The sequence below is a fragment of the Pseudomonadota bacterium genome, from assembly GCA_023229365.1.
In the GTDB taxonomy this organism is placed as follows: Bacteria; Myxococcota_A; Polyangia; order JAAYKL01; family JAAYKL01; genus JALNZK01.
In genome coordinates, this window is the sequence record JALNZK010000009.1 from 16,254 (window position 1) to 38,535 (window position 22,282).

The 22,282-nt window shown below is 66.6% G+C and carries 30 protein-coding genes, 1 tRNA gene and 1 pseudogene; 7 read left to right on the plus strand and 25 right to left on the minus strand.

All coding sequences use genetic code 11. The features are described 5' to 3' along the window. The 8 genes from M0R80_07030 to M0R80_07065 all read right to left on the minus strand — a co-directional run bounded on the left by M0R80_07030 (nucleotide 1) and on the right by M0R80_07065 (nucleotide 5,330). Entirely contained in the window at nucleotides 1–1,176 is a 1,176-nt protein-coding gene (locus tag M0R80_07030; protein MCK9459376.1) for a permease, read from the minus strand. 1 nt (nucleotide 1,177) lies between these two features. Further along, complete coding sequence (locus M0R80_07035) at nucleotides 1,178–1,474, minus strand: metalloregulator ArsR/SmtB family transcription factor (protein ID MCK9459377.1); 297 nt, start codon at nucleotides 1,472–1,474, stop codon at nucleotides 1,178–1,180. Between the two features lie 58 nt (nucleotides 1,475–1,532). Then, the gene (locus M0R80_07040) at nucleotides 1,533–1,964 is read right to left on the minus strand and encodes a rhodanese-like domain-containing protein (GenBank protein MCK9459378.1); all 432 of its coding nucleotides are present in this window, start codon (nucleotides 1,962–1,964) and stop codon (nucleotides 1,533–1,535) included. Between the two features lie 44 nt (nucleotides 1,965–2,008). Further along, on the minus strand, nucleotides 2,009–2,704 hold the full coding sequence (locus M0R80_07045; GenBank protein ID MCK9459379.1) for a hypothetical protein: 696 nt from the start codon (nucleotides 2,702–2,704) through the stop codon (nucleotides 2,009–2,011). A 3-nt stretch (nucleotides 2,705–2,707) separates the two neighbouring features. After that, nucleotides 2,708–3,433, minus strand: coding sequence for a hypothetical protein (locus M0R80_07050; protein MCK9459380.1), 726 nt, complete (start codon nucleotides 3,431–3,433; stop codon nucleotides 2,708–2,710). A 17-nt stretch (nucleotides 3,434–3,450) separates the two neighbouring features. Further along, on the minus strand, nucleotides 3,451–4,656 hold the full coding sequence (locus M0R80_07055) for a hypothetical protein (protein MCK9459381.1): 1,206 nt from the start codon (nucleotides 4,654–4,656) through the stop codon (nucleotides 3,451–3,453). 12 nt (nucleotides 4,657–4,668) lie between these two features. Beyond that, nucleotides 4,669–5,070, minus strand: a complete 402-nt coding sequence (locus tag M0R80_07060; protein ID MCK9459382.1) for a metalloregulator ArsR/SmtB family transcription factor — start codon at nucleotides 5,068–5,070, stop codon at nucleotides 4,669–4,671. Between the two features lie 68 nt (nucleotides 5,071–5,138). Continuing rightward, nucleotides 5,139–5,330, minus strand: a complete 192-nt coding sequence (locus M0R80_07065) for a hypothetical protein (protein ID MCK9459383.1) — start codon at nucleotides 5,328–5,330, stop codon at nucleotides 5,139–5,141. A 105-nt stretch (nucleotides 5,331–5,435) separates the two neighbouring features. Between M0R80_07065 and M0R80_07070 the strand changes: the two genes are divergently transcribed. From M0R80_07070 to M0R80_07080, 3 genes are read left to right on the plus strand one after another with little or no spacing between them, the layout of a single operon-like run. Beyond that, nucleotides 5,436–5,879, plus strand: coding sequence for a metalloregulator ArsR/SmtB family transcription factor (locus tag M0R80_07070; GenBank protein ID MCK9459384.1), 444 nt, complete (start codon nucleotides 5,436–5,438; stop codon nucleotides 5,877–5,879). Continuing rightward, nucleotides 5,876–6,757, plus strand: a complete 882-nt coding sequence (locus tag M0R80_07075; GenBank protein MCK9459385.1) for a permease — start codon at nucleotides 5,876–5,878, stop codon at nucleotides 6,755–6,757. The genes M0R80_07070 and M0R80_07075 overlap by 4 nt, the downstream gene beginning before the upstream one ends. A gap of 14 nt (nucleotides 6,758–6,771) precedes the next feature. Continuing rightward, nucleotides 6,772–7,002, plus strand: a complete 231-nt coding sequence (locus tag M0R80_07080) for a hypothetical protein (protein ID MCK9459386.1) — start codon at nucleotides 6,772–6,774, stop codon at nucleotides 7,000–7,002. Between the two features lie 16 nt (nucleotides 7,003–7,018). On the opposite strand, the gene M0R80_07085 is transcribed toward M0R80_07080, so the two are convergent. The 15 genes and pseudogenes from M0R80_07085 to M0R80_07155 all read right to left on the minus strand — a co-directional run bounded on the left by M0R80_07085 (nucleotide 7,019) and on the right by M0R80_07155 (nucleotide 17,586). Continuing rightward, nucleotides 7,019–7,459 (minus strand): OsmC family peroxiredoxin, encoded by a 441-nt coding sequence (locus M0R80_07085; protein MCK9459387.1) that lies wholly within the window; start codon nucleotides 7,457–7,459, stop codon nucleotides 7,019–7,021. 31 nt (nucleotides 7,460–7,490) lie between these two features. Beyond that, nucleotides 7,491–7,922: a putative zinc-binding protein gene (locus tag M0R80_07090; GenBank protein MCK9459388.1), complete on the minus strand. Its 432-nt coding sequence runs from the start codon at nucleotides 7,920–7,922 to the stop codon at nucleotides 7,491–7,493. 198 nt (nucleotides 7,923–8,120) lie between these two features. Beyond that, the gene (locus M0R80_07095) at nucleotides 8,121–9,398 is read right to left on the minus strand and encodes a hypothetical protein (GenBank protein ID MCK9459389.1); all 1,278 of its coding nucleotides are present in this window, start codon (nucleotides 9,396–9,398) and stop codon (nucleotides 8,121–8,123) included. A gap of 22 nt (nucleotides 9,399–9,420) precedes the next feature. Then, nucleotides 9,421–11,217 carry an arsenical pump-driving ATPase gene (gene arsA, locus M0R80_07100; GenBank protein ID MCK9459390.1) on the minus strand — a complete coding sequence of 599 codons (1,797 nt, stop codon included), beginning with the start codon at nucleotides 11,215–11,217 and terminating at the stop codon, nucleotides 9,421–9,423. Beyond that, a complete protein-coding gene (locus tag M0R80_07105; GenBank protein MCK9459391.1) occupies nucleotides 11,214–12,488 on the minus strand; it encodes a thioredoxin domain-containing protein in 1,275 nt (424 codons plus the stop codon). The genes arsA and M0R80_07105 overlap by 4 nt, the downstream gene beginning before the upstream one ends. After that, on the minus strand, nucleotides 12,488–12,847 hold the full coding sequence (locus M0R80_07110) for a thioredoxin family protein (protein ID MCK9459392.1): 360 nt from the start codon (nucleotides 12,845–12,847) through the stop codon (nucleotides 12,488–12,490). Before M0R80_07110 ends, M0R80_07105 begins: the two co-directional genes overlap by 1 nt. 117 nt (nucleotides 12,848–12,964) lie before the next feature. Further along, on the minus strand, nucleotides 12,965–13,327 hold the full coding sequence (locus M0R80_07115) for a hypothetical protein (GenBank protein ID MCK9459393.1): 363 nt from the start codon (nucleotides 13,325–13,327) through the stop codon (nucleotides 12,965–12,967). Nucleotides 13,328–13,340: 13 nt separating this feature from the next. Further along, nucleotides 13,341–13,634 carry a carboxymuconolactone decarboxylase family protein gene (locus tag M0R80_07120; GenBank protein MCK9459394.1) on the minus strand — a complete coding sequence of 98 codons (294 nt, stop codon included), beginning with the start codon at nucleotides 13,632–13,634 and terminating at the stop codon, nucleotides 13,341–13,343. Further along, nucleotides 13,623–13,934, minus strand: a pseudogene (arsD, locus tag M0R80_07125) (arsenite efflux transporter metallochaperone ArsD). The gene M0R80_07120 and the pseudogene arsD overlap by 12 nt, the downstream one beginning before the upstream one ends. Then, nucleotides 13,931–14,353 carry an arsenate reductase ArsC gene (locus M0R80_07130; protein ID MCK9459395.1) on the minus strand — a complete coding sequence of 141 codons (423 nt, stop codon included), beginning with the start codon at nucleotides 14,351–14,353 and terminating at the stop codon, nucleotides 13,931–13,933. Before M0R80_07130 ends, arsD begins: the two are co-directional and overlap by 4 nt. After that, the gene (arsM, locus tag M0R80_07135; protein ID MCK9459396.1) at nucleotides 14,350–15,210 is read right to left on the minus strand and encodes an arsenite methyltransferase; all 861 of its coding nucleotides are present in this window, start codon (nucleotides 15,208–15,210) and stop codon (nucleotides 14,350–14,352) included. The genes M0R80_07130 and arsM overlap by 4 nt, the downstream gene beginning before the upstream one ends. Beyond that, complete coding sequence (arsB, locus tag M0R80_07140; protein ID MCK9459397.1) at nucleotides 15,207–16,253, minus strand: ACR3 family arsenite efflux transporter; 1,047 nt, start codon at nucleotides 16,251–16,253, stop codon at nucleotides 15,207–15,209. Before arsB ends, arsM begins: the two co-directional genes overlap by 4 nt. 23 nt (nucleotides 16,254–16,276) lie before the next feature. Then, nucleotides 16,277–16,657 (minus strand): metalloregulator ArsR/SmtB family transcription factor, encoded by a 381-nt coding sequence (locus M0R80_07145; protein ID MCK9459398.1) that lies wholly within the window; start codon nucleotides 16,655–16,657, stop codon nucleotides 16,277–16,279. Between the two features lie 81 nt (nucleotides 16,658–16,738). Then, a complete protein-coding gene (locus tag M0R80_07150; GenBank protein MCK9459399.1) occupies nucleotides 16,739–16,981 on the minus strand; it encodes a hypothetical protein in 243 nt (80 codons plus the stop codon). A gap of 92 nt (nucleotides 16,982–17,073) precedes the next feature. Next, nucleotides 17,074–17,586, minus strand: coding sequence for a hypothetical protein (locus M0R80_07155; protein MCK9459400.1), 513 nt, complete (start codon nucleotides 17,584–17,586; stop codon nucleotides 17,074–17,076). 130 nt (nucleotides 17,587–17,716) lie between these two features. On the opposite strand from M0R80_07155, the gene M0R80_07160 reads away from it, so the two are divergent. Beyond that, nucleotides 17,717–18,484: a tyrosine-type recombinase/integrase gene (locus M0R80_07160; GenBank protein MCK9459401.1), complete on the plus strand. Its 768-nt coding sequence runs from the start codon at nucleotides 17,717–17,719 to the stop codon at nucleotides 18,482–18,484. A 38-nt stretch (nucleotides 18,485–18,522) separates the two neighbouring features. Here M0R80_07160 and M0R80_07165 read toward each other — a convergent pair. After that, nucleotides 18,523–18,594 (minus strand) — tRNA-Gly (locus tag M0R80_07165). A 131-nt stretch (nucleotides 18,595–18,725) separates the two neighbouring features. Between M0R80_07165 and M0R80_07170 the strand changes: the two genes are divergently transcribed. Continuing rightward, entirely contained in the window at nucleotides 18,726–19,973 is a 1,248-nt protein-coding gene (locus M0R80_07170) for a dicarboxylate/amino acid:cation symporter (protein MCK9459402.1), read from the plus strand. Nucleotides 19,974–19,976: 3 nt separating this feature from the next. On the opposite strand, the gene M0R80_07175 is transcribed toward M0R80_07170, so the two are convergent. Continuing rightward, nucleotides 19,977–20,462 (minus strand): hypothetical protein, encoded by a 486-nt coding sequence (locus M0R80_07175; protein ID MCK9459403.1) that lies wholly within the window; start codon nucleotides 20,460–20,462, stop codon nucleotides 19,977–19,979. A gap of 40 nt (nucleotides 20,463–20,502) precedes the next feature. On the opposite strand from M0R80_07175, the gene M0R80_07180 reads away from it, so the two are divergent. Beyond that, on the plus strand, nucleotides 20,503–21,111 hold the full coding sequence (locus M0R80_07180; protein ID MCK9459404.1) for a thymidine kinase: 609 nt from the start codon (nucleotides 20,503–20,505) through the stop codon (nucleotides 21,109–21,111). A gap of 33 nt (nucleotides 21,112–21,144) precedes the next feature. Further along, nucleotides 21,145–22,260, plus strand: a complete 1,116-nt coding sequence (locus tag M0R80_07185; protein ID MCK9459405.1) for a hypothetical protein — start codon at nucleotides 21,145–21,147, stop codon at nucleotides 22,258–22,260. Nucleotides 22,261–22,282 lie beyond the last annotated feature (22 nt).

The following is a 22,282-nucleotide window of genomic DNA, read 5'->3' on the forward strand; positions in this document are numbered from 1 at the left end:
CTAGAAGATCGCCCCGTAGATGAGACCCGCGATGGTCGAGAGGACGATCACGAGCCCCACGAACACCACCGTCTTCTTCGTCCCCATCACGCTGCGGATGACGAGCATGTTCGGCAGCGACAGCGCCGGGCCCGCCAGGAGCAGCGCGAGCGCCGGGCCCTTGCCCATGCCCGCCTTGAGCAGCCCCTCCAGGATCGGCACCTCGGTGAGCGTCGCGAAGTACATGAACGCGCCGACCACCGACGCGAACAGGTTGGCGAGCAGCGAGTTCCCGCCGACCGCGGCCGCGATCCACGAGTTCGGGATGAGCCCCTTCTCAGAGCCGCCGGGACCGCCGAGCAGGAGGCCGGCCACGAACACGCCGCCGAGGAGCAGGGGCAGGATCTGCTTGGCGAACGTCCAGCTCGAATCCACCCACATCGACAGCTCGTCCTTCTTGAACCACGCGACGAGGCTGCCTATCAGCATCACCCCGAAGACGCCGGTGACGATCCACTTGGCCGAGTGGATCGCCGCCCAGGCGCCGGTGTCGCCCTCCGCGGGCTTGCCCCAGTTGGCGAACACGAGGATGCCGATCATCGCGAGGAAGTAGAGCCCGTCCTGCCACAGGGCGCGCCCCTTGACCTCGTCCGGGATGACCACGCCGCCGGCCTCCTGCCGGGCCGCCTCCTCCTTGCGGAAGATGAAGTGCATGGCGAGCCCGATGATGATCGCGAACGAGACGGCCCCCACCGCGCGGGCGACGCCGAGCTCGAACCCCAGGATGCGCGCGGTGAGGATGATGGCGAGGACGTTGATCGCGGGGCCCGAGTAGAGGAACGCGATCGCGGGCCCGAGGCCGGCGCCGCGCTTGTGGATGCTGGAGAAAAGCGGCAGCACGGTGCACGAGCACACCGCGAGGATCGTGCCCGACACCGCCGCGACCGGGTAGGAGACGAGCTTGTTCGCCTTCGGCCCCAGGTACTTCATCACCGCGCCCTGGCTCACGAAGACGCTGATGGCGCCGGCGATGAAGAAGGCGGGGACGAGGCAGAGGAGCACGTGCTCCCGCGCGTACCACTTCACGAGCGACAGGCTCTCGTGCAGGGCGGAGGCGACCCGCGGGCTGTCCGCGGGCAGGAACCAGCACGCCGCGAACGCGGCCAGGATCAGGACGAGCTTCCAGCGCTCCTTCATGTCACACCCGCTCCTTCAGGACCTGCGAGGCGCACGAGAAGAAGCTCATGACGCACGGCGTGAGCAGCTCGTAGTACACGACGTTCCCCTCCCGCCTGTCTGCGACGATGCCGTGGGCGCGCAGCACCGCGAGGTGCTTGGACACAGTGGTGCGGTCCGTGCCCACCAGGTCGGTCAGCTCGCCGACGGAGCACTCGCCTCGCGACAGCCGATCGACGATCTTGAGCCGGGACTCGTTGGCGAGCGCCTTGAGCACCCGCGCCTGCCGCTTGAAGATGTCCGTTTCCCGTCGCGCCATGTGCCACCTCCCGATCTCAGGGGATTGTATGTGGCCGAATGGCCACATTGTCAAGTGGCTAACAGCCTGCCCGCGAGCCGTAGTACTTGCGCGGCTTGAGCTGGCAAGCGCAGCCTCCCGCGAGCTCCTCGCGACGATCAATCACGGTCGGCATCCCGTCCTGCTCCCAGGCGATCATCCCACCGTTGAGCGCGGCGACCGACGTGTACCCATTGGCCATGAGGAGCCGGACGGCGTCCCTGCTCTCCAGGCCGACGCAGCACGCGAGGATCAGCGCGCGATCCTTAGGGAGCGAACCGAGCTCGTCCCTGAAGCGCCGGTGCGGCAACAGGATGACGTTGTTCACCTGGAACTCGCGGCCGTTCCTCTCGAGCCCCTCGCGGAGGTCGACGAGGATCGCGCCCGCTTCGAGGAAGGGGAGCGCGTCCTTCGGCGAAAGGAAGACGATCCCGTTGATGAGCAACCCGTGTCCGAAAAACCTGTTTTCCAAGGGCCCCTCCGTCCGACCTGCTCTCTCCGCTCCGCTCTTTCGCCTCACAGGGAGAGGAGCAGGTAGAAGCCCGCCGCGATGAGGATGACGCCGGAGACCTTCCTGATGCCGTTGCCCGCCTTCTGCGCCAGCGGGATCGTCTTGCCAAGCGACACGCCGAGCAGGATCGCCCCCAAGGGCAGGCTGAACCCGATGGCGAACGCCGCGAGCAACAGGAGCGACCACAGGACGTCGCCCTGAAGTATCGCGGCGCCGAGGACGATGAAGATCCCCGGGTTGCACGGCAGCGAGCTGACCGCCACGCCGCCGCCCATCACGACGCCGAGAGCCGTCGTTCCGGCTACGGTGGGCGGCCGGTCCACCATGTTCTGCACCGCGGCCGGCAGGCGGAACGGGATCAGCTTGAGGGTCGCGAGCCCGAGGACGACGGCGATGAGCCCGGCGAACACCTTCCAGTACAGCCCCATGGACTGCTGGGCGACCTGCCCGACGAAGCCCGCGATCACCCCGATGATGATCAAGGAGAGGATGATGCCCAGCGTGAACGTCAACGAGAAGCGCAGGGCGGCGCGGCGGTCGCTCTGGGCGCGCGTGCCCGAGTAGCCGAGCAGGATGCCCAGGGTGGGGAGCGTGCAGCACGCGCTCCCGGCCGCGCTCACGGCGCCGAGGAGCAGGGCGATCAGCAGCGCGACCGGCTGGTTCGCCGCGTCCTGCAGGATGTTGACGAAGTGGTTGACCATGGATCAGTTGCCGCCGCAGGACGCGCCCTTGGCGCAGTTGCAGCCGCCGCCGCTGGCTCCCATCGACGCGGCGACGTACGCCTGCAGCAGCTTCGACTCCGTGATCGTTCCGGTGAGCATCCCAGCGTCGATGTTGGCCGCGGAGACCAGCGCCTTCTCGCCTCCCCCGGCGAAGACGACGACCCCGGGCAGCTTGTGCCGCCCGGCAAGCGCGCCGTATTCGGGAGTGTCGGTGCGCAGGGAGTACACGCCGACGGTCATCGCCTTGGCCACGAGCTTCTGCCGGGCCGCGTCGACCTCCCGGGCGATCTCCTGCTCGGCCGCGCCGCCCTCCTTGGCCGGAACGACGACGAGCACGGCGTCCAGCGCCGCCGCCGACGTGTTGAGCTCGAAGAGCGAGCCCAGCGGCTTCGCGGCCAGCGGGACAACCGTCGCAGCGTTCGACTTGATCTCGGATTGTCCCTCGTCGAGCGCGGGATTACCCGCGTTTCCGGCGAGCTTCACCACGAGGACGACCACGGCCGCCGCGAGCACCAGGATCGCGACGACGATCTTGGCCTTGCTTCGGGGTGCCGGGGCGTTGCATTCACACGTGGGGCCGCAGCACGCCTGCGCCGCATCACCCTCGGGTACGGCGCTCGCCGGAGCCGCGGGCACGCCTTCGGCGGCACAATCGCAGTCCGGACCGCACTGCTTCTCCAGCTCCTTCTTGGTGTCGATAGGTTCCATCGCCGCGCCTAGGCCTGTCACTGACCGCCGCACGAGCCGCCGCCGCCGCAGGACCCACCGCCGCCGCAGGACCCGCCACCGCCGCAACCGCCGCCGCCACCGCAGCCACCGCCACCGCCCTTTCCGGGCTCGGGGCCGGTGAGCGCCACCTTGCAGCCGGCCAGCTCCGGGTTCGCCCCGCAGATGCCGCCCTGAATCGCCTTGGGTGCGATGCCGGCGAACTTGATCTTGTTGTTCGCGATCCACGAGGGGCTCGCGCCGATGCCGAGCGACTGGGCGAGCTTCAGATCGTCACGCAGGAGCTGCTTCCCCTCGTCGCCGGTAGCGCAGGCGTTGAACGCCGCCGCCTTCAGCCCCGCGGCTTTGACGCAGCTCTCGAACGCCGTGGACTGGATGTCCTTGTCCCTGCACCAGACGTACTCCATCCACTTGTAGTTTTTCGGCGCCAGCTTCTTGGCGCACAGCTCGCGGATGTTCTCGTCCACCTCGGGCTGGCCGTGGAGCGACTGGAACCCGTCACCGCTCTCGCTCGCGATAAAATGGACGTCGAACGTGATCTCCTTGCCGAACGCCTTGAGCACCTCCTGCATCGCGTCGAGCGCCTTCGTGCCGTAGGGGCACTGGGACATCACGAAGACCTGCAGGTCGCCTTTGATCTCCGGGCGGCACCCCAACGCCGCCTTGCAGTCGTCGTCGTCGCAGTCCGCCTTGCCGTTGCCCGTGTCGTCCGTACCGTTGTCGCAGATCTCCTTGGTCGGATCGTGGGTCGCCCGCATCTGGAGGACCTGGAAACCCTCCTTGGCGCTGGGCTTGAGCGACCGGGCGAGCCGCTTCAGCGCCTTCTCCTCGCCCTGCAGCGCCGGGTCGAAGATGAACGCCGGCAAAAACTGGAGCCCGTGCTCCGCGTACGCCGCCTTGCCCTCGGGGGAGCTCCAGTCCAGCTCGGTGATCACGAGGCCGGGGATCATCACCTTCAGGGAGTTGAGGGGCCGCTTCGTGTTGCAGCTCGGGTCGGTGCACCGCGTGTCGCCCAGCGCGATCATCGGGACCGGCTTCGCCTCGGGGGTCGCCTTCGCGTCGGGCGTCGTGGCCTTGGCGTCGGCGGCCTTCGCGCCCGCCGTGTCCGACTTCGCCGCCTCGGACGAGGGCTCCTGCGAGGAGCACCCGGACACGGACCAGAGCCCGACCGCGAGCACGACGATCATCATCGAAGACAACCTCATCACGTCACCTCTCTATGGCCTCTTCGGCCCTCTCTTGTTGGCGGGCTTGCACCCGCTCTTGTCGGCACAGGTTTTTCCCCGGCTGCTCGTGGCCAGCCAGGCGTTCAGATCGCGAAGGACATCGGCAGCGCCGGGATGGCACTCCATCCCGGTCAGGAGCGACTCGAGCTGGGCTCGCTCCAACGCGTTCGCCACCGGCTCGAGGGAGTAGTAGGACCACGCGCCCTCCCTGCGGTCGGTCACGAGACCGGCGTGCTTCAAGGTGGTCAGGTGTCGCGACGCCTTGGACTGCGTGATGCGCAGCGCCTCGACGACGTCGCAGACGCACAGCTCCTCGTGCTTGAAGAGCAGCCAGAGGATCTGCAGCCGGCTCTCGTCCGCCAAAGTCTTGAAGAACTGCGCAAGTGTCCGCATTACGGCCTCCAATTCGGTGATTCGAATATCCGGTTAACCGGGTATTGTCAATCGGAATCGCCGGGCGCTCACGCTACGAACCCGAGATCGTCCTCGACTTCGTCGATGGGACGCTTCGGATCATCCACGCCCTCGATCTCGCTGACGCGGGAGGTGAGCATGGCCGAGAGCAGCTTGTCCCCGGCGCTGCGACGGAGCTTGGAGACGACCCGGAACTGGCAAAGGCACACGCTCCCGCAGAACGGGGCCGAGGCTCTCAAATGCCCCAGTTTCTCGGTCGCCGAACGCGCTCTGGTCGATCCTCAGCACCTCGGCTTGACAATACCCGAACAACCGGGTATACGGTTATAAGAACTGGAGGCGACATGCAGACCCAAGCTCAGTTTTTTAAAGTCCTTGCCGACGACGTGCGGCTCAAGATGCTGTGGCTCCTTTTCAACCATGAGGAGCTGTGTGTCTGTGATTTCGTGGCCGCCCTCGAGATCACACAGTCGAAGGCCTCCAGACATCTGCGCTCCCTCCTTCACGGAGGAGTCGTCAACGACCGCAAGGAAGGCCTGTGGTCCTACTACTCGCTGCGCGCGCTCGAGTCGGAGCTGACCCGGCCGCACCTCGAGTTGTTGCGCACGACCCTCGCCGCCTGCCCGGATGCCCTTGCCGTGCTCGAGCGACTCAGCGTGTGGCTCATGCACAACCGCTCCTTTCCCGGGCAACCCACGCCTTGCGCCAAGGCGCAGGCGCGACGGGAGCGCACCCTCAAGGCTTCGGGACGCGCGGGCCAGAATGCGGGAAAGGCAGAAGGGCGATGAACTCCCTCTGGACGTCTCTTCAGTTCTTCGTGGTGATCTTCGCCGAGTTGACCGCCCTCTTCCTCGGGATCAGCACGCTCGTAGGTCTGGTGCTGCAATACGTCTCCGACAAGACGCTTCGCCGCTGGCTCTCGAAGGAGGGGCTCCTGGGCAACTTCCTCGGCGCCACACTGGGTGCGCTGACTCCGTTCTGCTCCTGCTCGACGATCCCGATGACGGTGGGGCTGTTGCGGGCCGGCGTCCCCTTTGGCGCCACCATGTCCTTCGTCCTCGCATCGCCGCTGCTCAACCCCATCATCCTCACGATGTTCTGGGTGCTGCTCGGGTGGAAGGCCTGTGTCGTGTACGGGGCGTTTACCTTCGCGGCCTCCATGCTGGCAGGCGCCTTGCTGCAATCGCTTGGCTTCGAGAAGCACGTCAAGCGAGTCCGGGTCTCCGGCGGCCAGGAGCGCGAGACCATGCCCACGTTCCGGAAGAAGCTACGCTACGCCTTCACCGGCGCCTGGGGGGACTTTCGAGGTGTCCTGGTCTACCTCGTGATCGGCGTGGCGATCGGCGCCGGCATCTACGGATACCTCCCGAGCGACTTCGTCGTACGCATCGCGGGACCGGACAACCCCTTCGCCATTCCAGTTGCAGCGGTGGTCGGCGTTCCCTTGTATGTGCGCGCCGAAACCGTGATCCCGATCGCCGTCGCGCTGACCCAGAAGGGGATGAGCATGGGCGCGGTCCTCGCGCTCATCATCGGCGGCGCCGGGATGAGCATCCCGGAGATGAGCATGCTCGCGGCGATCTTCAAGGTTCGGCTGGTTGCCGTCTTCATCGCCGTGGTGTTCATAACCGCTGTCGCCACAGGCTTCGTTTTCAACGTGATCTGAACAGGAGAGAAGCAATGACTGAAGAGAAGAAGGGATTCTGGGCCAGGCTCAAGGGGTCGAAGAAGAAGGCCTCGGGCTGCTGCTCAATCAACATCGAGGAGATCCCCGAGGACGTGCCAGAGGAGACCGATGTCGAGGTCGAGGAGAAGGAGACGGCGAAGGAAAAGAAGGCAGAGCCTGCCCCGTGCTGCGGCGGCATCCCGACGCCCCGCCGTCGCGGTGGTGGTAGCGGCTGCTGTGGATAGATAGACCCCGGGTCTCCTACGCCTCAAAACGGATTGCATACACGATCTCGACGTTGCTCTTAATCGCCAGACCAACCGCGCACATCATCTTGGCACCTTCGACCGCCTGCAAGAAACCGGCCTCGTCCAACCCCGGCACTTTGCCGCTCACCTCCAGCTCTTCGCGCGTGATCAGGTAGGGAGCGTTGGGATTGACCTGATCGAGCGTGGTCGCGACCGCCACGCGGAGTCGCTCGGGCTTATGGTGGCCCATGGTCACCACCTGGGCGAGAGCCATCGAGAAGCAGCTTGCGTGCGCGGCGGCCAGCAACTCCTCGGGACTGGCCTTGCCTGCCGGCGCCTTGTCTTCCAGGGCACAGGTCACGGGGATCCTGCCGCCCGCTCCGCTTTCGAAGTCGGCGTGCCCACTGCCACTCGCCAAAGATCCGCTCCAAACAACCACTGCCTTACCTTGCATTGACATGTATTCTCCTTTGGTTTGGGACCCTCTAGACTTGGTCTACGGCCGCACGGATGAGCTGCTTCATCGCGTCGACGTCCGACCGCAGCACGTACTCGTCCACACCCTTCGGACCGGCCTCCAGATCGTGGCTCAACGGCACCTTCTTGGCTCCGGTGTCCCGCACCAGCTCCAGCGACTTGGCGATCGGCAGCCCGGCTGCCTCCGCGAGCTTCTGCGCGCAGTGGTTGGCACACCCGTCCACTGTGATGATGCGCCTGGCGGCCATCGACTTCTTGATCACACCCTCGTTCTTCAGCGGCAGCGAGCCGACGCAGCCCATCGAGACCTTCCGCAGTCCGAGCTCACGGACCGTTTCGTAGCAGGCCTGATAGACCGCCAGCCCGGTGTTGGCGAAGCCGCCGCCGCACGGAAACAGCACGTTCTCGTGGGTCAACATAGCGGGTTTCTGATCACTCATGACTTCCTCCTCGTTCTCATATAGTGGCGACTTGGCCAAATATGCATCCTGCGCTCAAAAAAGGGGGCCCTTGTCATGCGCGCTCCTTCAGAACCTGTGTCGCGCACCCGCGCCTGCCGCCGAAAAACGTTTTCATCCTTGCCGACCATGCACGCCTCCGAAAGACCCGGACGGGTATGTGGCTATATGGCCAAGTCGTCAAGCACTTTCATTTGTCCGTTCGTATTTAAAATTCGAAACGCCACGATCCGATGCCACGTTGCCGCAGCGGCACGCCTTGGTGAAATCGGCCTCGGCCGAGGTGCCCGCCAGTTGGCCGTGAAGCAGGTCGATGTAGTCCGGCATGTACCGGGCCCACAGGTGGATGGGGATTTCGTCGAGGCTGCTCAGCGGAGAGAGGCAGAAGCGGAAAAGGTACTCCATCAACCACTCGATGTTCTTTGCCACGCCGCCCTGGTACTGCTGATCGCTCCTCTGGGCCAGGACGCGATCCTCGTGCATCGAGCGGCCGATCTCCGACTCGAGCAACTCGTCCCAGGAACACACGATGACCTCGATCACCACGTCATCCTCGGCCGCGTTGACGAACGAGGTGAACGCCTCCGGGATGTCACACGAGCAGCCGCGCTCGAGCAGGATCTCCATCGCGCGCCCGGCCGGGGAATGAGACAGGACGGTGTCGCGGGGCCAACGATACCGGACAACAAGGTGTGTAGCGTTGTAGCTGCCCGCGTGAGCCTCCTGCTCCTCGATCGAGCACTCCTTCAGGTCGGCAAGGCGATCGGTTACCTCCGCAACCTCCCGGCCTTCACAGAGCACCTTGAACCCGAGGATGTCGTTCAGCGGCAGCGCCGGAAGTGTTTCAAGGAGCTGCCCGCCCCTGATCAGCTTCAGTCCCCGCCGCTCCGCGTGCGCGAACTCGGCGATCTGCTCCTCGATGGGAGTATAGAGCATGCTCTTAGCGACGCCCAGACGCCGGGCCCGCTCTTGGGCCAGCTCGTCCGCCCTCGACTTGACCTCGCGAAACAGGAAGTCGATGAGGTAGCGGCTCGCCTTCTCTGCGATCCGGCGAAAGCGCTTGACGCGCGCTGTGCCGAGGAAGCGGTCCTGCTGGTGGTAGATCCGCCCGTTGACCGGTGTCTCGCGGTAGTAGTCCTCGGGGTGTTGCTGGTAGCGGACGATCAGGTCTTGAAGGCGAGGAGAGCGGTCGCGGACGCCGCTGACGATGATGTCCTTGAGCGCGCCCTTGCTCTGCACGACGGATGACCGCACGGGCTCGCCGTGAAGGCTCGTGAGCAGCGACCGGCCGAACGCGTCCAGAATGAGGCAGCCACAGTAGGCGTTGAAATTGACGATCTGCTTCAGCGCGCGCGAGTCCTCGCGAATAGCGTCGGGACCTTCGAACGAGGAGCTCAGGCTTCGGCCGAGGATCTTGGACAGCCGCGCTCGATGAAGATATCCGTTGAGCTGTAGCATCCTAACGCCCACCTCCTCTGATTCAGCCGCCGAGCCGATCTGCCGACTTCGCGCTCGTGCTTTCCCGTCCCTCGACAAATGCGCGGAGGCTGGCCCCTCCGGTCGGCGGCTCGCTCATCCACGGCACCAGCGCGGCGCGCTTCGCGAGCTTGTCGACGACCTCGGCGATGTAGCCCTGCTCGTTCGACTGGCGGCTCACGAGGATCGGGTCGGTGGTCTCGACCGGCGTGAGCGCCTGGTTGATCACCCAGGCGAACGGGTGGATCTCCGCGCGGCCGAGGTCGCTCTGCAGCCGCGCCGCCTCGTGGACCGGGGTCGCCTCGGGCAGGGTGACGAGCAGGATGCGCGTGAACCCCGGGTCGCGCAGGCGGGGCAGGAGCTCCCGCACCGTCTCGGGCATGTCGCTCGATTGGCGCAGCACCTCGCGGTGGTACGCCTCGGCCGCGTCGAGCAGGAGGATGGTGTGCCCGGTCGGCGCCGTGTCGAGGACCACGAACCCGTCCTTTCCCTCGGCGACCGTGCGCGCGAACGTACGGAACACCGCGACCTCCTCGGTGCAGGGCGAGCGCAGATCCTCGGTCAGGAGGGCCTTTCCCTGCGCGTCCAGATTCCCGCCGACGGCGCCCATGACCTCGTCGCGGTACGCCTGCGTCTCGCGCTCGGCGTCGATGCGCCCAACTTCGAGGCCGGCCGGCGGATCGTCGATGAGCCAGGAGACGTGCGCCGCCGGATCGGTCGTGCTGAGGCGCACGGGATGACCGCGCCGGGCGAGCTCTAGCGCGATGGCGGCGGCCACCGTGGTCTTGCCCACCCCACCCTTGCCCATGGTCATGATGACACCCCTTCCGGCTGCCTCCATCTCGTCGACGAGCCGGACGAGCGGCGACGGCAGCTCCTGCGGCCGGGAGCTCGACGGGGGCGGCGCCGCGGGATGAGGGGCGTCGTCGAACATCGTCCGCAGGGCATCCGCGCCGAGCAGCGCGCGCGGGCTCAAGCGGATCTCTTGGCGCGGAAGCTCGCGGATTCCAGCCGGCATGGCGGCGAGCGCATCGCGACCGCGCCGCTCGAACGCGACGGCCACGGGATCGTCCTGCCGCATCGCGCGGAAAACACCGTTCAGCACGAGGCACTGGTTCGAAACACCGAGCTCGCGCAGCTCCGCGCTCGACCGCGCCGCTTCGCGCAGCGCCGATACCTCGGGCCGGCTGACGAGGATGAGGGTCGTCCGCTCCGAATTCGCGAGCGCCTCGACCGACGCGAGGTACAGATTCTGCTGATCCTTCAGTCCCGCGAGCGGGCCGAGGCAGGATGTGCCGGTCGTGCTCGTCTCGATGAACGAGGACCAGGCATGCGGCAGGGAAAGCAGCCGCAAGGTGTGGCCCGTGGGCGCCGTATCGAAGATGACGTGGTCGAAGCCGGCCGTCCGTGCCGGATCGCCGAGCAGCCGGGAGAACTCGTCGAACGCGGCGATCTCCATCGTGCACGATCCCGAGAGCTGCTCCTCCATGCTGCGCACGGTCGCCTCCGGGAGGACGCCGCGATACGGCCCGACCATCTTCTCGCGGTACTCGCTCGCCGCGAGCTCGGGGTCGAGGTTCAGCGCAAAAAGCCCGCCGACCCCCGGCACGGCGGTCGGCGCGGAGCCGAGCTTCACGCCGAGCACCTCATCGAGGTTCGACGCGGGATCGGTGCTGACGAGCAGGACGCGGCGTCCCTTGTCCGCGAGCGCGATGGCCGTGGCGCAGGAGATAGACGTCTTGCCGACGCCGCCCTTGCCGGTGAAGAACAGATAGCGCGTCTCGATGCTCGTGAGGTTCATGGTTCCATCCCTTCTTCTCCCCCGCATGTGCCGGCGGTCGGGCGGCTATCACAACCGCATGGTGTCGTGTCATCCAGGACGCTCAGCAGCCTCGTCCGCGAGATGGCACCCTCGAACGTCCAGCCGTTTACAAGGACCGTCGGCGTGACGTGGACTCCCGCGGCGTGGGCGAGGGCGATGTCCTCGGCCAAGATCTCGTTTGTTGGCTCGGAGTCCAAGCACGCCGCGAACCGCTCCATGTTCAGGCCGATACTCCGGGCCGTATCGAGCACGACTGCGCGGGTGCGGAGCTCCTTCAGGCCGAGGGTCGCCTCGGCGAACGGCCAGAAGCGGCCTTGCTCCTGTGCGCAGATCCCGCCGCGGGCCGAGAGACAGGCCGTCGGATGCACCGAGCGGCCGACATGCGGATTGCACTCCCGGTCCAGCGGGAAGTTCACGAACCGCACCCGCAACCCGTCCGGCCCGCGCTCTTCGAAGAGGTTCGCAACCGTGCGGTGCAGGGCCCCGCAGTGCGGGCACTCGAGGTCCGAGAACTCGATCAGATCGTCCTCGGCGGCAGGTTCCCCCTTCGACGGAACTCGCTCGGGCAACGCGAACGACGGCAGCATCTTCCCACCCGGATTGGCGGCGCCGGTCACGGTCCAGGGCGCGATCTCGGCCAGCGCGTTCAAGAGGAACGGAGTCGAGACAGCGAAAAACCCACCGCCGACCGCGACCGTCGTGACGAAGGGCGCGAGCAGAGAGCGGAAACCGAACCGCCTCTGACCCCTCAACCACCAGATCGCGCCCAGCACGAGCATCGCCGCGTTCACACCGTACAGGACGAAGCAGAACGGGCACACTTCGCCGGCGCGGATCAGCAGCGTCGCCAGAAAGACCGAGTAGGCGACCGCTCCCAGGCCCATCAGCGCCACGACCGGTGCGACGCCTGCGGCTGCCGTCTGCGGGCTGGTGTGCCGCTTGCGGAGGATCAGAGCGAGGATCGCCAGGCCGGCACCAGGGATGTAGAAGGCGCTCCCGAAGTGGGATATCGGCACGCCGAGGATCTCGGCGGACTCGTTCGAATGCGCTGCCTTGCACCCCGACTCGACCAGCTCCGCGCAGACTCCTGCCTGGGTTCCGTCGGAGACCCGGAACCGCACATGGTCACGTGTCGACAGCCCGCTTACGAACGCACCCAGCGCGCATAAGACGACCAGGATGAGCGGCGCAACGATCCCCTGCCGGCGCGAAGACCCGGAGGAGAGGTCGGTTGATTCACAACCGCGCATCAATCGTCCCCCCCGCACTGCCGGTCCGGCGTAAGGCCGAGATACCGGGACACCGCCAGGGACAGCTCCGGGTAGTCGACGAACCCCTCGTGCCGCCAGAGCTCCTTGCCGGCCCCGTCGACGAGGAGGATGAACGGGATGGCATGCATCCCGTACCGCTCGGCGAGCTGCTCGTTCACCTCGACGCGGATGTCGAGGACGTGGACCTCCACGCAGCTGCCCAGCTCGCGGGCCGCGCGTTCCATCACCGGCTTCATGCGCTTGCACTGCGAGCAGACGCCCATGCCGAAGTCGAACAGCTGCGGGCGGCCGCCGCCCACGGTGACGGGCTCGCTCACCGCCGCAGGTCGTCCGTGCATCGAGTACCAGGCACCCGCGGCTGCCAGTGCAATCACCACAACGAGCAGCCATTTTCGGCTCGGTCTGTCGTTTGCGGTTGCGGGGAGATCGGTGCTGGTGCCTGGTTGCATCACGTCTCAGACGTTTCCCGCCGGAAGCTTCCCCTCGCGGACCTTCTCGTGAAGCTCGACGGCCGCGCGCGTCGCCATCGTCAGCACGGGGCACCACACTCGGGGGATCGCCGGTTCGCTCAACCCTTCCGCCAGGCGCTCGAAGCCGGGGCGCAGCTTGCGCAGGTTGACCGCGCTGGCGCCGAACATAATCGACATGCCCAGCATCACCGCCACCGCGCAGAAGACGAGCGCCGCGGCCCACCCCACTGCGCCGGTCGTCACCGCCCGCAAGATGAGCGCGAGCACCACGGTGAAGCCCACCCACAGCAGCATGACGACCGCGTACGCGGGGAGGTTCCTGGATGATAGGAGTGGGTAATGATTCATCTTTCGCCTCGCTTCAGCCGCAGCACTTGCCGCCCGCGGTTGCGGGAGCATCTCCACCGCAGCAGGACTGGGTGATGTTGGTCGGCTGCTCGCGCAGGTACTTCTCGGCGAGCTCCGAGATCGACTTCGCCGGGCTGGCTTTCACCGCCTCGGCCATCTCGACCGCCAGGCGCATGTCCTCCTTCGACACGCCGAGCTTGCGCGCCGCGCCGTAGTGGTACTTGAAGCACATCTCGCAGTTCGAGCCGATGGACGCGCCGATGGCGACGAGCTCCCGGACCGCGTCGGTGAAGATGCTCTGTGGCAATTCGAGCCCGCCGTAGCCGGCCAGCGCCTCGCGCGTCGGGTACTTGCCCTTGCAGGCGACCGCGCCGTCGACCAGGGTCAACGGCAGGCAGTCGTTGCCCTCCTTCGCGAGCGCGTCCTTCACCACCGGATTTCCGGCGAAGGCGGCGGGCTGCTGGGAGAGGTTGTACCGCTCGACGTCGACGCCCTGGCGCTTCAGCCAATCGAGGTCGGCGGCAAAGCGCACGAGCTCGGGATCGACCGACGGCCCGCAGACTCCCGTGGAGCAGCACATCGGCGGATCGAACACTTGGATTTTCATTCGTGATCTCCTTCGTCTTTGCCGGCCAGCAACGCCTCGATGCGCCGGCGCAGCTCGTCGCGTGTATTGCGGAATGCGTTCAACCGGTCCTGCTCGAAGCCGTGGACAGCGGCGGGATCGGGTAGACCCCAATGCAGGCGCATCACGTTGCCGAGGAACACGGGGCACTCCTCCTCCCCGCACAACGTGATCACCATGTCGACCTCGGCCGCCGGGATCTCGTCGACCAGCTTGGAGCGGTGGGCGGAGATGTCGATGCCGATCTCCGCGAGCACCGCGACGGCCTCGGGCCGCACCGAGGTCGGCCGCGAGCCCGCGGACCAGACCTTCGTCCCGGCCGGGACCATCGCGCGGGCGATCCCCTCGGCCATCTGGCTACGCGCCGAGTTGGCGACGCACAGGAACAGGAGGCCCTTCACGGGATTATCTCCTCGGCCTTGCGGCCCGTGACGCGGATGCTCGCCACCTTGCCGGCGAGCGCCGCGGTGACCTTCGCGAGCTTCTCCTTCGGCAGCGCCCCTTCGCCGCAGCAGCAGCCCCCGCCGGTCGTGGAATCGAGCAGCCCGGTGAGCTGCGCGGCGTCGTACACCAGGCGGTCGCGCACGGCGACGTCGACGAGCCCCGCCTCCCGGAGCCCGGCCAGATACGAAGCCTCCGGGATCGCCCCGGAGATGCACGCCGAGTAGAGCAGGTTCTCTTCCTTCATCCAGCCCGGCATCGGCTCGGCGACGATGTCCGAGATGGAGAACCGGCCGTCGGTCCGGAGCACCCGGTAGAGCTCCGCGAACACCCGCTTCTTCTCGGGCGAGAGGTTGATGACGCAGTTGGAGACCACGAAGTCGACCGACCCCGACTCCACCGGCATGTCCTCGATGATCCCCTCGCGCACCTCGACGTTCGCGAGCCCCGCCGCCGCCGCGTTCGCCCGTGCGCGCTCGATCATCTCGGAGGTCATGTCGACCCCGATCACCTTGCCCTTCGGCCCGGTGAGCTTGGCGGCGATGAGGAGGTCGATGCCCGCACCCGAGCCGAGGTCGAGCACCGTGTCCCCTTCCCGGATCTCGGCGAGCGCCACCGGGTTGCCGCAGCCGAACGAGCTCGCCACCGCGTCGGCCGGGAGCGCGGCGAGCTCCTCGCGGCCGTAGCCGGCGAGGGTGGCGAGGACCCCTTGCGGGGCCGGGCCACCGCAGCACGAACCGCCGGTCGTCTTGGTCTGCTCGACGGCGCGGGCGTACGTTTGGGAGACCGTCTTACGGACATCATTCGGAGCTTTCACGGCTTCACCTCTTGTATGTGGAAGAGTTTTCGTCTGAACCAGAGCGCCACGTTGACGAGCGCGATGAGCACCGGCACCTCGACGAGCGGGCCGATGACCGCCGCGAACGCCGCGCCGTGCTCGATGCCGAACGTGGCCACCGCCACCGCGATGGCGAGCTCGAAGTTGTTCGACGCCGCGGTGAACGACAGCGTCGTCGTCTGGCCGTACGTCGCGCCGACCTTCCACGACATGAAGAACGAGACGAAGAACATCACCGCGAAGTAGATGAGCAGCGGGATCGCGATGCGCACGACGTCGAGCGGCAGCTGCACGATGGTCTCCCCCTTGAGCGAGAACATCACGATGATGGTGAACAAGAGCGCGACGAGCGTGATCGGGCTGATCTTGGGGACGAACTTCGTGTGGTACCACTCCTTGCTCTTGAGCTTGATGAGCGAGAACCGCGTGATCACCCCCGCCAGGAACGGGATGCCGAGGTAGATGAAGACGCTCTTGGCGATCTGCCCGATGGTGATGTCCACCTCGACGCCCTTGAGGCCGAACCAGGTCGGCACGATGGTGATGAAGACGTAGGCGTAGATCGAGAAGAAGAGCACCTGGAAGATCGAGTTGAACGCCACGAGCCCCGCGCAGTATTCGGCGTCGCCCTTGGCGAGGTCGTTCCACACGATCACCATCGCGATGCAGCGCGCGAGGCCGATCATGATGAGCCCGACCATGTACTCGGGGTAGTCGTGGAGGAACAGCACCGCGAGCGCGAACATCAGGATCGGCCCGACGATCCAGTTCTGCACGAGCGACAGGCCGAGCACCTTGAAGTTGCGGAAGACCGGCCCCATCTCCTCGTACCGGACCTTGGCGAGCGGCGGGTACATCATCAGGATGAGCCCGATGGCGATGGGCACGGATGTCGTGCCGACGTTGAACCTGTTGAGGAACGGGACGACGTCCGGCACGAAGTAGCCGAGCCCGACGCCGATCCCCATGGCCAGGAAGATCCAGAGCGTGAGGAAGCGGTCGAGGAACGACAGCCGCTTCATGACCCCGTTGTTTTGATCGTCGCTCATCGTTTGCCTCCCTTTCCGCCCCTGGGAGCGCACGCTCCCGCGCACTCCTTCTTCTGCAACCACGTCTGGAGATTCCGGAGGGCACCCGTGGCGCCGTCGTGCGCGCCGAGACTCTTGCGCAGGGTGGCCAGCATGGTGCGCTCGAAGCCCGCCACGTCCGCGGAGAGCGAGTAGTACGACCAGGTCCCCTCCCTGCGGTCGTTGACCAACCCGGCGTGCTTCATGGTGATCAGGTGCCGCGACGCCTTGGACTGGGTGATCCCGAGCGCCCCCATGATGTCGCACACGCAGAGCTCCCGGTGGTTGAAAAGGAGCCAGAGGATCTTCAGCCTGGCCTCGTCGGAGAGGACCTTGAAGAACTGGGCGACGTCTCGCATGCGCACCTCCCTGTTGGCATTCGTATAACCGGGTAAACGAATGTTGTCAAGGTGCGGGAAACGCGGCGCACGCGCGGGAGATCAGTCCTGGTGGTCCTTGCAGTGCCGGTACTCGACGTACTCTTCGTATTTCTTCAACAGGTGATAGCGGTATTCCCTGCGGACGGCAGCGCCAGGGGGAATGAAGTTCGCTCTCGCCTCCAGCCTGGCGAGGATCTCCTCGGCGGTCTCCTGATTCGTCGGCCGGTCTTCGGCGTACAGCTCGGCCAGCGTCTCGCCCAGACCCTTGATGGCGACCCGGGTACCGTCGGCGAACTGCAGCATCTGCCGGCTAACTGCCGGACGCTCCTCGCCTCAGGTCAGTCAGCCGGTGATCTTGAACTGCGACAACTTCCAGCTCCTCCGTCGGCAGGTGCCTAGTCGTTCAGGCAGCACCACCCGTAGTCCGGACAGCCGATCTGGGGCTTGGGCGAGCTGGTGCACTCCGTGTCGCTGCACGACGCGGCGCCATCCGTCATGGTCTCGCACTGATCGGTGAAGAAGCAGCAAACCTCGCCTTCCCCCGTGCAGTCCTCGGAGGCTTTGGTTCCCCCCGGACAGTCCTCGCCTTCCGCCTTGCACGTCCCGGAGAACACGTAGGCCGCCTGGATGACCTCTGCGGAGCACGGCGTTCCCGTATCGGAATCGGCGTCGCTGTCCGCATCCGTGTCGCTGTCGGTGTCGGCATCGGTATCGGAATCGGTGTCGGCGTCGGTGTCGCTGTCGGAATCGGTGTCGGAATCGGCATCGCTGTCGGAATCGGCATCGCTGTCGGAGTCGGTGTCGCTGTCGGCATCGACGACTGCCGGGGAGTCGTCGCCGCAGGAGATCACCGGGATAGAGGCCATGAGTAGTGCCGTGAGGGCGAGGACAAGGTGAAGTCTGTTCATCCTAAATCTCCTCGTGGGTGGTTGACACACGGGTATAGTAGATTCCAAGAGCAGTCGGGATGCAACAATCGTAATGCGCCCACTGCCCGAGGTGGCGCGCTGTCGCTGGAGGTCCCCAAAGACGGGCAAGATGCTTAGCTACTGGGAAATCAACATCAACCGTCGCCGACTCGACGGCGTGGCCAAGCGGGTGCGTAGGCGGGCAGAGATTCAGACCCGCAAAGGAGCCGAGCGCGAGGAGCGCGAGATCCGCCAGGCCATCGCCGACGGGACGTTCGATGCGGTCAGAGAGGAGGTGCCGACTTTCGAGGAGTGGTTCAACGACAGGTTCTGGACCGAGTGGGTGGTCGCGCAGCGCAACAAGCCCGCCGAGCAGGAGTCGAAGCGCAGCGTCTTCAAGTGCCACCTCAAGCAGCACTTCGGCGATCTGCGGCTCGACGAGATCGCCGGGGGCAGCCACGTCGCGCAGTTCAAGGCGAAGCTGATGGCGAGCGTGGACGCGGGGAAGCTCAGCCTCAAGAGCGTCAACAACATCCTGGCGGTGCTCTCGATCCGCGACGGGCAGACCACGCACGCCATCTACCGGATCTGCCGGAGGGCCACGCTGCCCGAGCGAGGGTGGCACGCGCTACGCCACACGTTCGGCACGCACGCGGCGCTCTTCGGCGTCAACCCGTGGTCGCTCCAGAACTGGATGGGGCACAAGCGGATCGACGAGACCATGCGGTACGTCCACTTCGCCAACGACCACAGGAGACCGTGGCCCGAGGCCGTCGCCGAGGCGTACCGGAGCGAGGCCGATCCCGACCGCCGGATCGTCAAGATGCTGTCGGCGCGCGGAACAACAGCGGAACATGGACGGGATAACGAGGAGGGCATCGAGGCCGCGATGGCCTAGATACGCGAAAGCCCCCGGCTTTCACCGAGGGCTCTCGGAGCGGGAGACGGGACTTGAACCCGCGACGTCAACCTTGGCAAGGTTGCACTCTACCACTGAGTTACTCCCGCAAGGCGAGGGCCTTTATTAGACAACTTCGCCCCTCTGTCAAGCGGCAGCGACCTTCGGCAAACCCTTGCTGGGCCCGCGCGGCGGGAGCTACGATGCGTCGAACCGACCGAAACCTTCCTTGGCGGATGCGATGACGCGCACGACGAAACTCTCGCACCTGATCCGCTCCCCGATCGCGGCTGGGCTCGGCGCGCTCGTGATAGGCTTCGGCGTCGGGCTCGCGCTCTCCGGGAACACCTCGACCGCGGCGACCAGATTCGTCGACTGGTCCGGCGTCGTCGGGCAGCTGTGGGTGAACGCGCTGCGCATGGTGCTCGTGCCGCTCGTCGTCGCGCTGCTCATGACGAGCGTCGCCGGAATGGACGATCTGCGGGCCCTCGGGCGGCTCGGCGCGCGCACCCTCGGCCTCTTCCTCGCGCTGCTCGTCGGGACCGCCGTCGTCGCCGTGATCGTCGCGCCGCCGTTCCTCTCGGGCATCGAGATCGACGCCGGCAAGGAGCTCCTCGGCGCGCACGCGCTCGAGGAGATCCCGTCGGCGGAGCTGCCCACGGCCGAGAGCTTCCTCCTCGGGCTCGTCCCGACGTCGCCTTTGCGCGCGGCGGTCGACGGGGCGATGCTGCCCCTGATCGTCTTCACGCTGCTGTTCGCCTGGGCCGCGACGCGGCTCACAAAAGAGGCGCAGGCGCCGCTCTTCGGCTTCTTCTGCGCCGTGCGCGACGCGATGCTCGTCCTGATGCGCGGGGTGCTCCTGCTCACCCCGCTCGGCGTGTTCGGCCTGTCGGTCGGCCTCGGCGCCGGCCCCGGGCTCGAGCTCGCCGGCTCCGTGGGGCGTTACCTGCTCGTGATCTGCGGGCTGCAGCTCGCGGTGGCGCTGGCGCTCTACCCCATCGTCCGTCTGGCCGGCCGATCCGTCGGCCGCTTCGCCCGCGCGGTGCTCCCGGCGCAGACGGTCGCGCTCGGCACGCGCTCCTCGCTCGCCTCGCTCCCGGCGCTGATCGAGGGGTACCGGAAGGGCTACGGGGAGCGCCCCGGCGTGACCGGCTTCGTGCTGCCGCTGTGCGTCTCCACCTTCAAGCTGAACACGCCGATCTCCGATCTCGTGGGCCCGCTCTTCCTCGCCGCGCTCATCGGCGCGGATCTCTCCACGGCCCAGGTCGCGGCGATGGCGCTCGTCGCGGTCGCGATGAGCTTCTCGAACCCCGGCATCCCGAGCGGCGGCCTGTTCGTGGTGACCGCACCCGTGATGATGTCCGCCGGGTTGCCGCTCGAGGGGATCGGCCTCCTGATCGCGGTCGACGCGATCCCGGACCTCTGCGCGACGTTCCTGAACGTCACGGGCGACATGACCGTGGGCGTGCTGGCCGACAAGGACACGTAGCGTCTACCACCACGACGAGCAGATACAGGTCGCGCCGGAGGAGCCGAGGTTCTCGCACTCGATGTTGTAGGTCGTGTCCCCGTTGAACCATTGGCCGGAGCACGAGTTCATGCCGACACCCATCCCGACTTCGCCCGTCGGATCCGGGAACCCGCAGCACTCGTGCGCGGGATCGCACGCGTTCTCGTCCGGCTCCGTCGGCACGCACGTCGTGTCGGCGTCGGTATCGGTGTCCGTGTCGGAATCCGTGTCCGTGTCCGTGTCGGAGTCGGTATCGGAGTCCGTGTCGGAATCCGTGTCCGTGTCGGAGTCGGTATCGGAGTCCGTGTCCGTATCCGTGTCCGAGTCCGTGTCCGAGTCCGTGTCGCCGCCGTCCACGCCGGAGTCGTCGCCCGCGTCCGGATCTCCGCTCCGCAGGCCGTCGTCGCCGCAGGCCCCCGCGAACGCCGTCGCGCCTAGGAGCGCGCAAACAACGATCAATCTCTTCATGGCTCCCCTCCTCCAACCGATTATGCGTTATGGTGCGGCCATGGCCAAGGTCTACTTTCGCTACGCGGCGATGAACGCGGGCAAGAGCACGCAGCTCTTGCAGGTCCGGCACAACTACCACGAGCGGCACCAGCGCACGTTGCTGCTCAAGCCGCACCTCGACAACCGGGACGGCGAGGACGTGATCCGTCCGCGCATCGGCGGCCTCGAGGCGCCGGTCGACGCGGTCGTGCGGCGGGACACCGACGTGCGGGCGCTCGTCGAGGAGGAGCTGCGGGAGGGGCGGCGCGTCGACTGCGTGCTCACGGACGAGGCGCAGTTCCTCTCGGCGGAGCAGGTCCGGCAGCTGTGCGAGGTGGCCGATCTCCTCGACGTCCCGGTGATGTGCTACGGCCTGCGCGGCGACTTTCGAGGCGAGCTGTTCGAGGGCTCGGCCGCGCTCCTCGCGCTCGCGGACGACATCGAGGAGCTCAAGACGATCTGCTGGTGCGGCAAGAAGGCGATCATGAACGCCCGGATCCGCGACGGCCACGTTCTTCGCGAAGGGCCTCAGCTGCTCATCGGCGGGAACGAGACGTACACGTCGCTCTGCCGCAAGCACTGGCTCCTCGACCGGCCGACACCGCCGAAGTCCAACCGGGCTGAATAATTCCGTGCTAGACTGACGCACGGAGGAACGATCATGACAACGACGCACCAGACTCTCTTGGCCGTTCTCTGCACGCTCGGCGTGGCCGCCTGCGGCACGGGTCCGGCCGCATTCACCGGCTTCGACGCCGGAACGGACACGGATTCGGATACGGATTCGGATGTCGATTCCGATTCGGACTCGGACACCGATTCCGACACCGATGCCGATACCGATGCCGATACCGATACCGATACCGATACCGAAGAGTGCCCGTTCGACTGCTTCACGAGCTCCATGTGCGACCTCGTGGGAGGCACGGTACACGACGAGTACGCCTGCGCCACCGACGGAGCGGTCTGCTGCGAGACAGGAGCGGACACGGATACCGACGCCGACACCGACACCGACACCGACACCGACACCGATGCCGATGCCGATACCGATACGGACACCGATACCGATACCGATACGGACACCGATACCGATACCGATACGGACACCGATACCGATACCGACACCGACACCGATACCGACACCGACGTGGACCTATCCCCTTGCGAGATCGCGGCCGAAGAGGATCCGAGCTTCGTGTGCTGCCCGGATCCGGCGCCGACGGATTGCAGCGACGACGCGTGGGCGTTCTCGCCGATTGCGACGAACCCCAAGTTCTACGGCTGCTGCACGCAGGATCTCACGACGACCCTCTGGTGCGACGGGACGAGCAGCTCGACCTTCCACTCCGTGCCGTGCCCGGAGATCTGCGGCTTCACCGGCACCTACATGTACTGCGTCTCCGCGCCGACGGTCGGCGACACGTGCGCCAACGCCTTCGAGGCCACGACCTTCCCGGTGACCTGGACCGGCACGTGGTCGGACTACGGCAACTCGTTCACGCCGTCCGACTACTCGTGCGGCTCGGGCGGGAACGACGCCTGGGCGACCGTGCTCGTGCCCGGCGGCGCGACCGTGCAGGTACAGGAGACGACGACGGGCGGGGTCAGCCTGCGGCACGTGAGCGGCTGCTCGGCCACGTCGTGCATCGCGCATGACGAGTCGCCGCCGGAGACGCTCACCTTCACGAACGCGGGGTTCTCGTCACAGCTCTTCTACGTCGTCGTCAGCTACGTCTCCGGCACGACGTTCACGCTGTCTTTCACCTTGCTCTGACCGCAGACCCGTCTCCTGGCGC

Coding starts and splice junctions, on each gene's coding strand:
- M0R80_07075 (MCK9459385.1), top strand. CDS start 5,876: ATGAACTCCCTCTGGACGTCTCTTCAGTTCTTCGTGGTGATCTTCGCC.
- M0R80_07095 (MCK9459389.1), bottom strand. CDS start 9,398: ATGCTACAGCTCAACGGATATCTTCATCGAGCGCGGCTGTCCAAGATC.
- M0R80_07035 (MCK9459377.1), bottom strand. CDS start 1,474: ATGGCGCGACGGGAAACGGACATCTTCAAGCGGCAGGCGCGGGTGCTC.
- M0R80_07045 (MCK9459379.1), bottom strand. CDS start 2,704: ATGGTCAACCACTTCGTCAACATCCTGCAGGACGCGGCGAACCAGCCG.
- M0R80_07155 (MCK9459400.1), bottom strand. CDS start 17,586: ATGAACAGACTTCACCTTGTCCTCGCCCTCACGGCACTACTCATGGCC.
- M0R80_07055 (MCK9459381.1), bottom strand. CDS start 4,656: ATGAGGTTGTCTTCGATGATGATCGTCGTGCTCGCGGTCGGGCTCTGG.
- M0R80_07030 (MCK9459376.1), bottom strand. CDS start 1,176: ATGAAGGAGCGCTGGAAGCTCGTCCTGATCCTGGCCGCGTTCGCGGCG.
- arsA (MCK9459390.1), bottom strand. CDS start 11,217: ATGAACCTCACGAGCATCGAGACGCGCTATCTGTTCTTCACCGGCAAG.
- M0R80_07115 (MCK9459393.1), bottom strand. CDS start 13,327: ATGAATCATTACCCACTCCTATCATCCAGGAACCTCCCCGCGTACGCG.
- M0R80_07185 (MCK9459405.1), top strand. CDS start 21,145: ATGACAACGACGCACCAGACTCTCTTGGCCGTTCTCTGCACGCTCGGC.
- M0R80_07175 (MCK9459403.1), bottom strand. CDS start 20,462: ATGAAGAGATTGATCGTTGTTTGCGCGCTCCTAGGCGCGACGGCGTTC.
- M0R80_07150 (MCK9459399.1), bottom strand. CDS start 16,981: ATGCTGCAGTTCGCCGACGGTACCCGGGTCGCCATCAAGGGTCTGGGC.
- M0R80_07050 (MCK9459380.1), bottom strand. CDS start 3,433: ATGGAACCTATCGACACCAAGAAGGAGCTGGAGAAGCAGTGCGGTCCG.
- M0R80_07170 (MCK9459402.1), top strand. CDS start 18,726: ATGACGCGCACGACGAAACTCTCGCACCTGATCCGCTCCCCGATCGCG.
- M0R80_07105 (MCK9459391.1), bottom strand. CDS start 12,488: ATGCGCGGTTGTGAATCAACCGACCTCTCCTCCGGGTCTTCGCGCCGG.
- M0R80_07060 (MCK9459382.1), bottom strand. CDS start 5,070: ATGCGGACACTTGCGCAGTTCTTCAAGACTTTGGCGGACGAGAGCCGG.
- M0R80_07080 (MCK9459386.1), top strand. CDS start 6,772: ATGACTGAAGAGAAGAAGGGATTCTGGGCCAGGCTCAAGGGGTCGAAG.
- M0R80_07110 (MCK9459392.1), bottom strand. CDS start 12,847: ATGCACGGACGACCTGCGGCGGTGAGCGAGCCCGTCACCGTGGGCGGC.
- arsB (MCK9459397.1), bottom strand. CDS start 16,253: ATGAAGCGGCTGTCGTTCCTCGACCGCTTCCTCACGCTCTGGATCTTC.
- M0R80_07145 (MCK9459398.1), bottom strand. CDS start 16,657: ATGCGAGACGTCGCCCAGTTCTTCAAGGTCCTCTCCGACGAGGCCAGG.
- M0R80_07085 (MCK9459387.1), bottom strand. CDS start 7,459: ATGCAAGGTAAGGCAGTGGTTGTTTGGAGCGGATCTTTGGCGAGTGGC.
- M0R80_07070 (MCK9459384.1), top strand. CDS start 5,436: ATGCAGACCCAAGCTCAGTTTTTTAAAGTCCTTGCCGACGACGTGCGG.
- M0R80_07160 (MCK9459401.1), top strand. CDS start 17,717: ATGCTTAGCTACTGGGAAATCAACATCAACCGTCGCCGACTCGACGGC.
- M0R80_07180 (MCK9459404.1), top strand. CDS start 20,503: ATGGCCAAGGTCTACTTTCGCTACGCGGCGATGAACGCGGGCAAGAGC.
- M0R80_07090 (MCK9459388.1), bottom strand. CDS start 7,922: ATGAGTGATCAGAAACCCGCTATGTTGACCCACGAGAACGTGCTGTTT.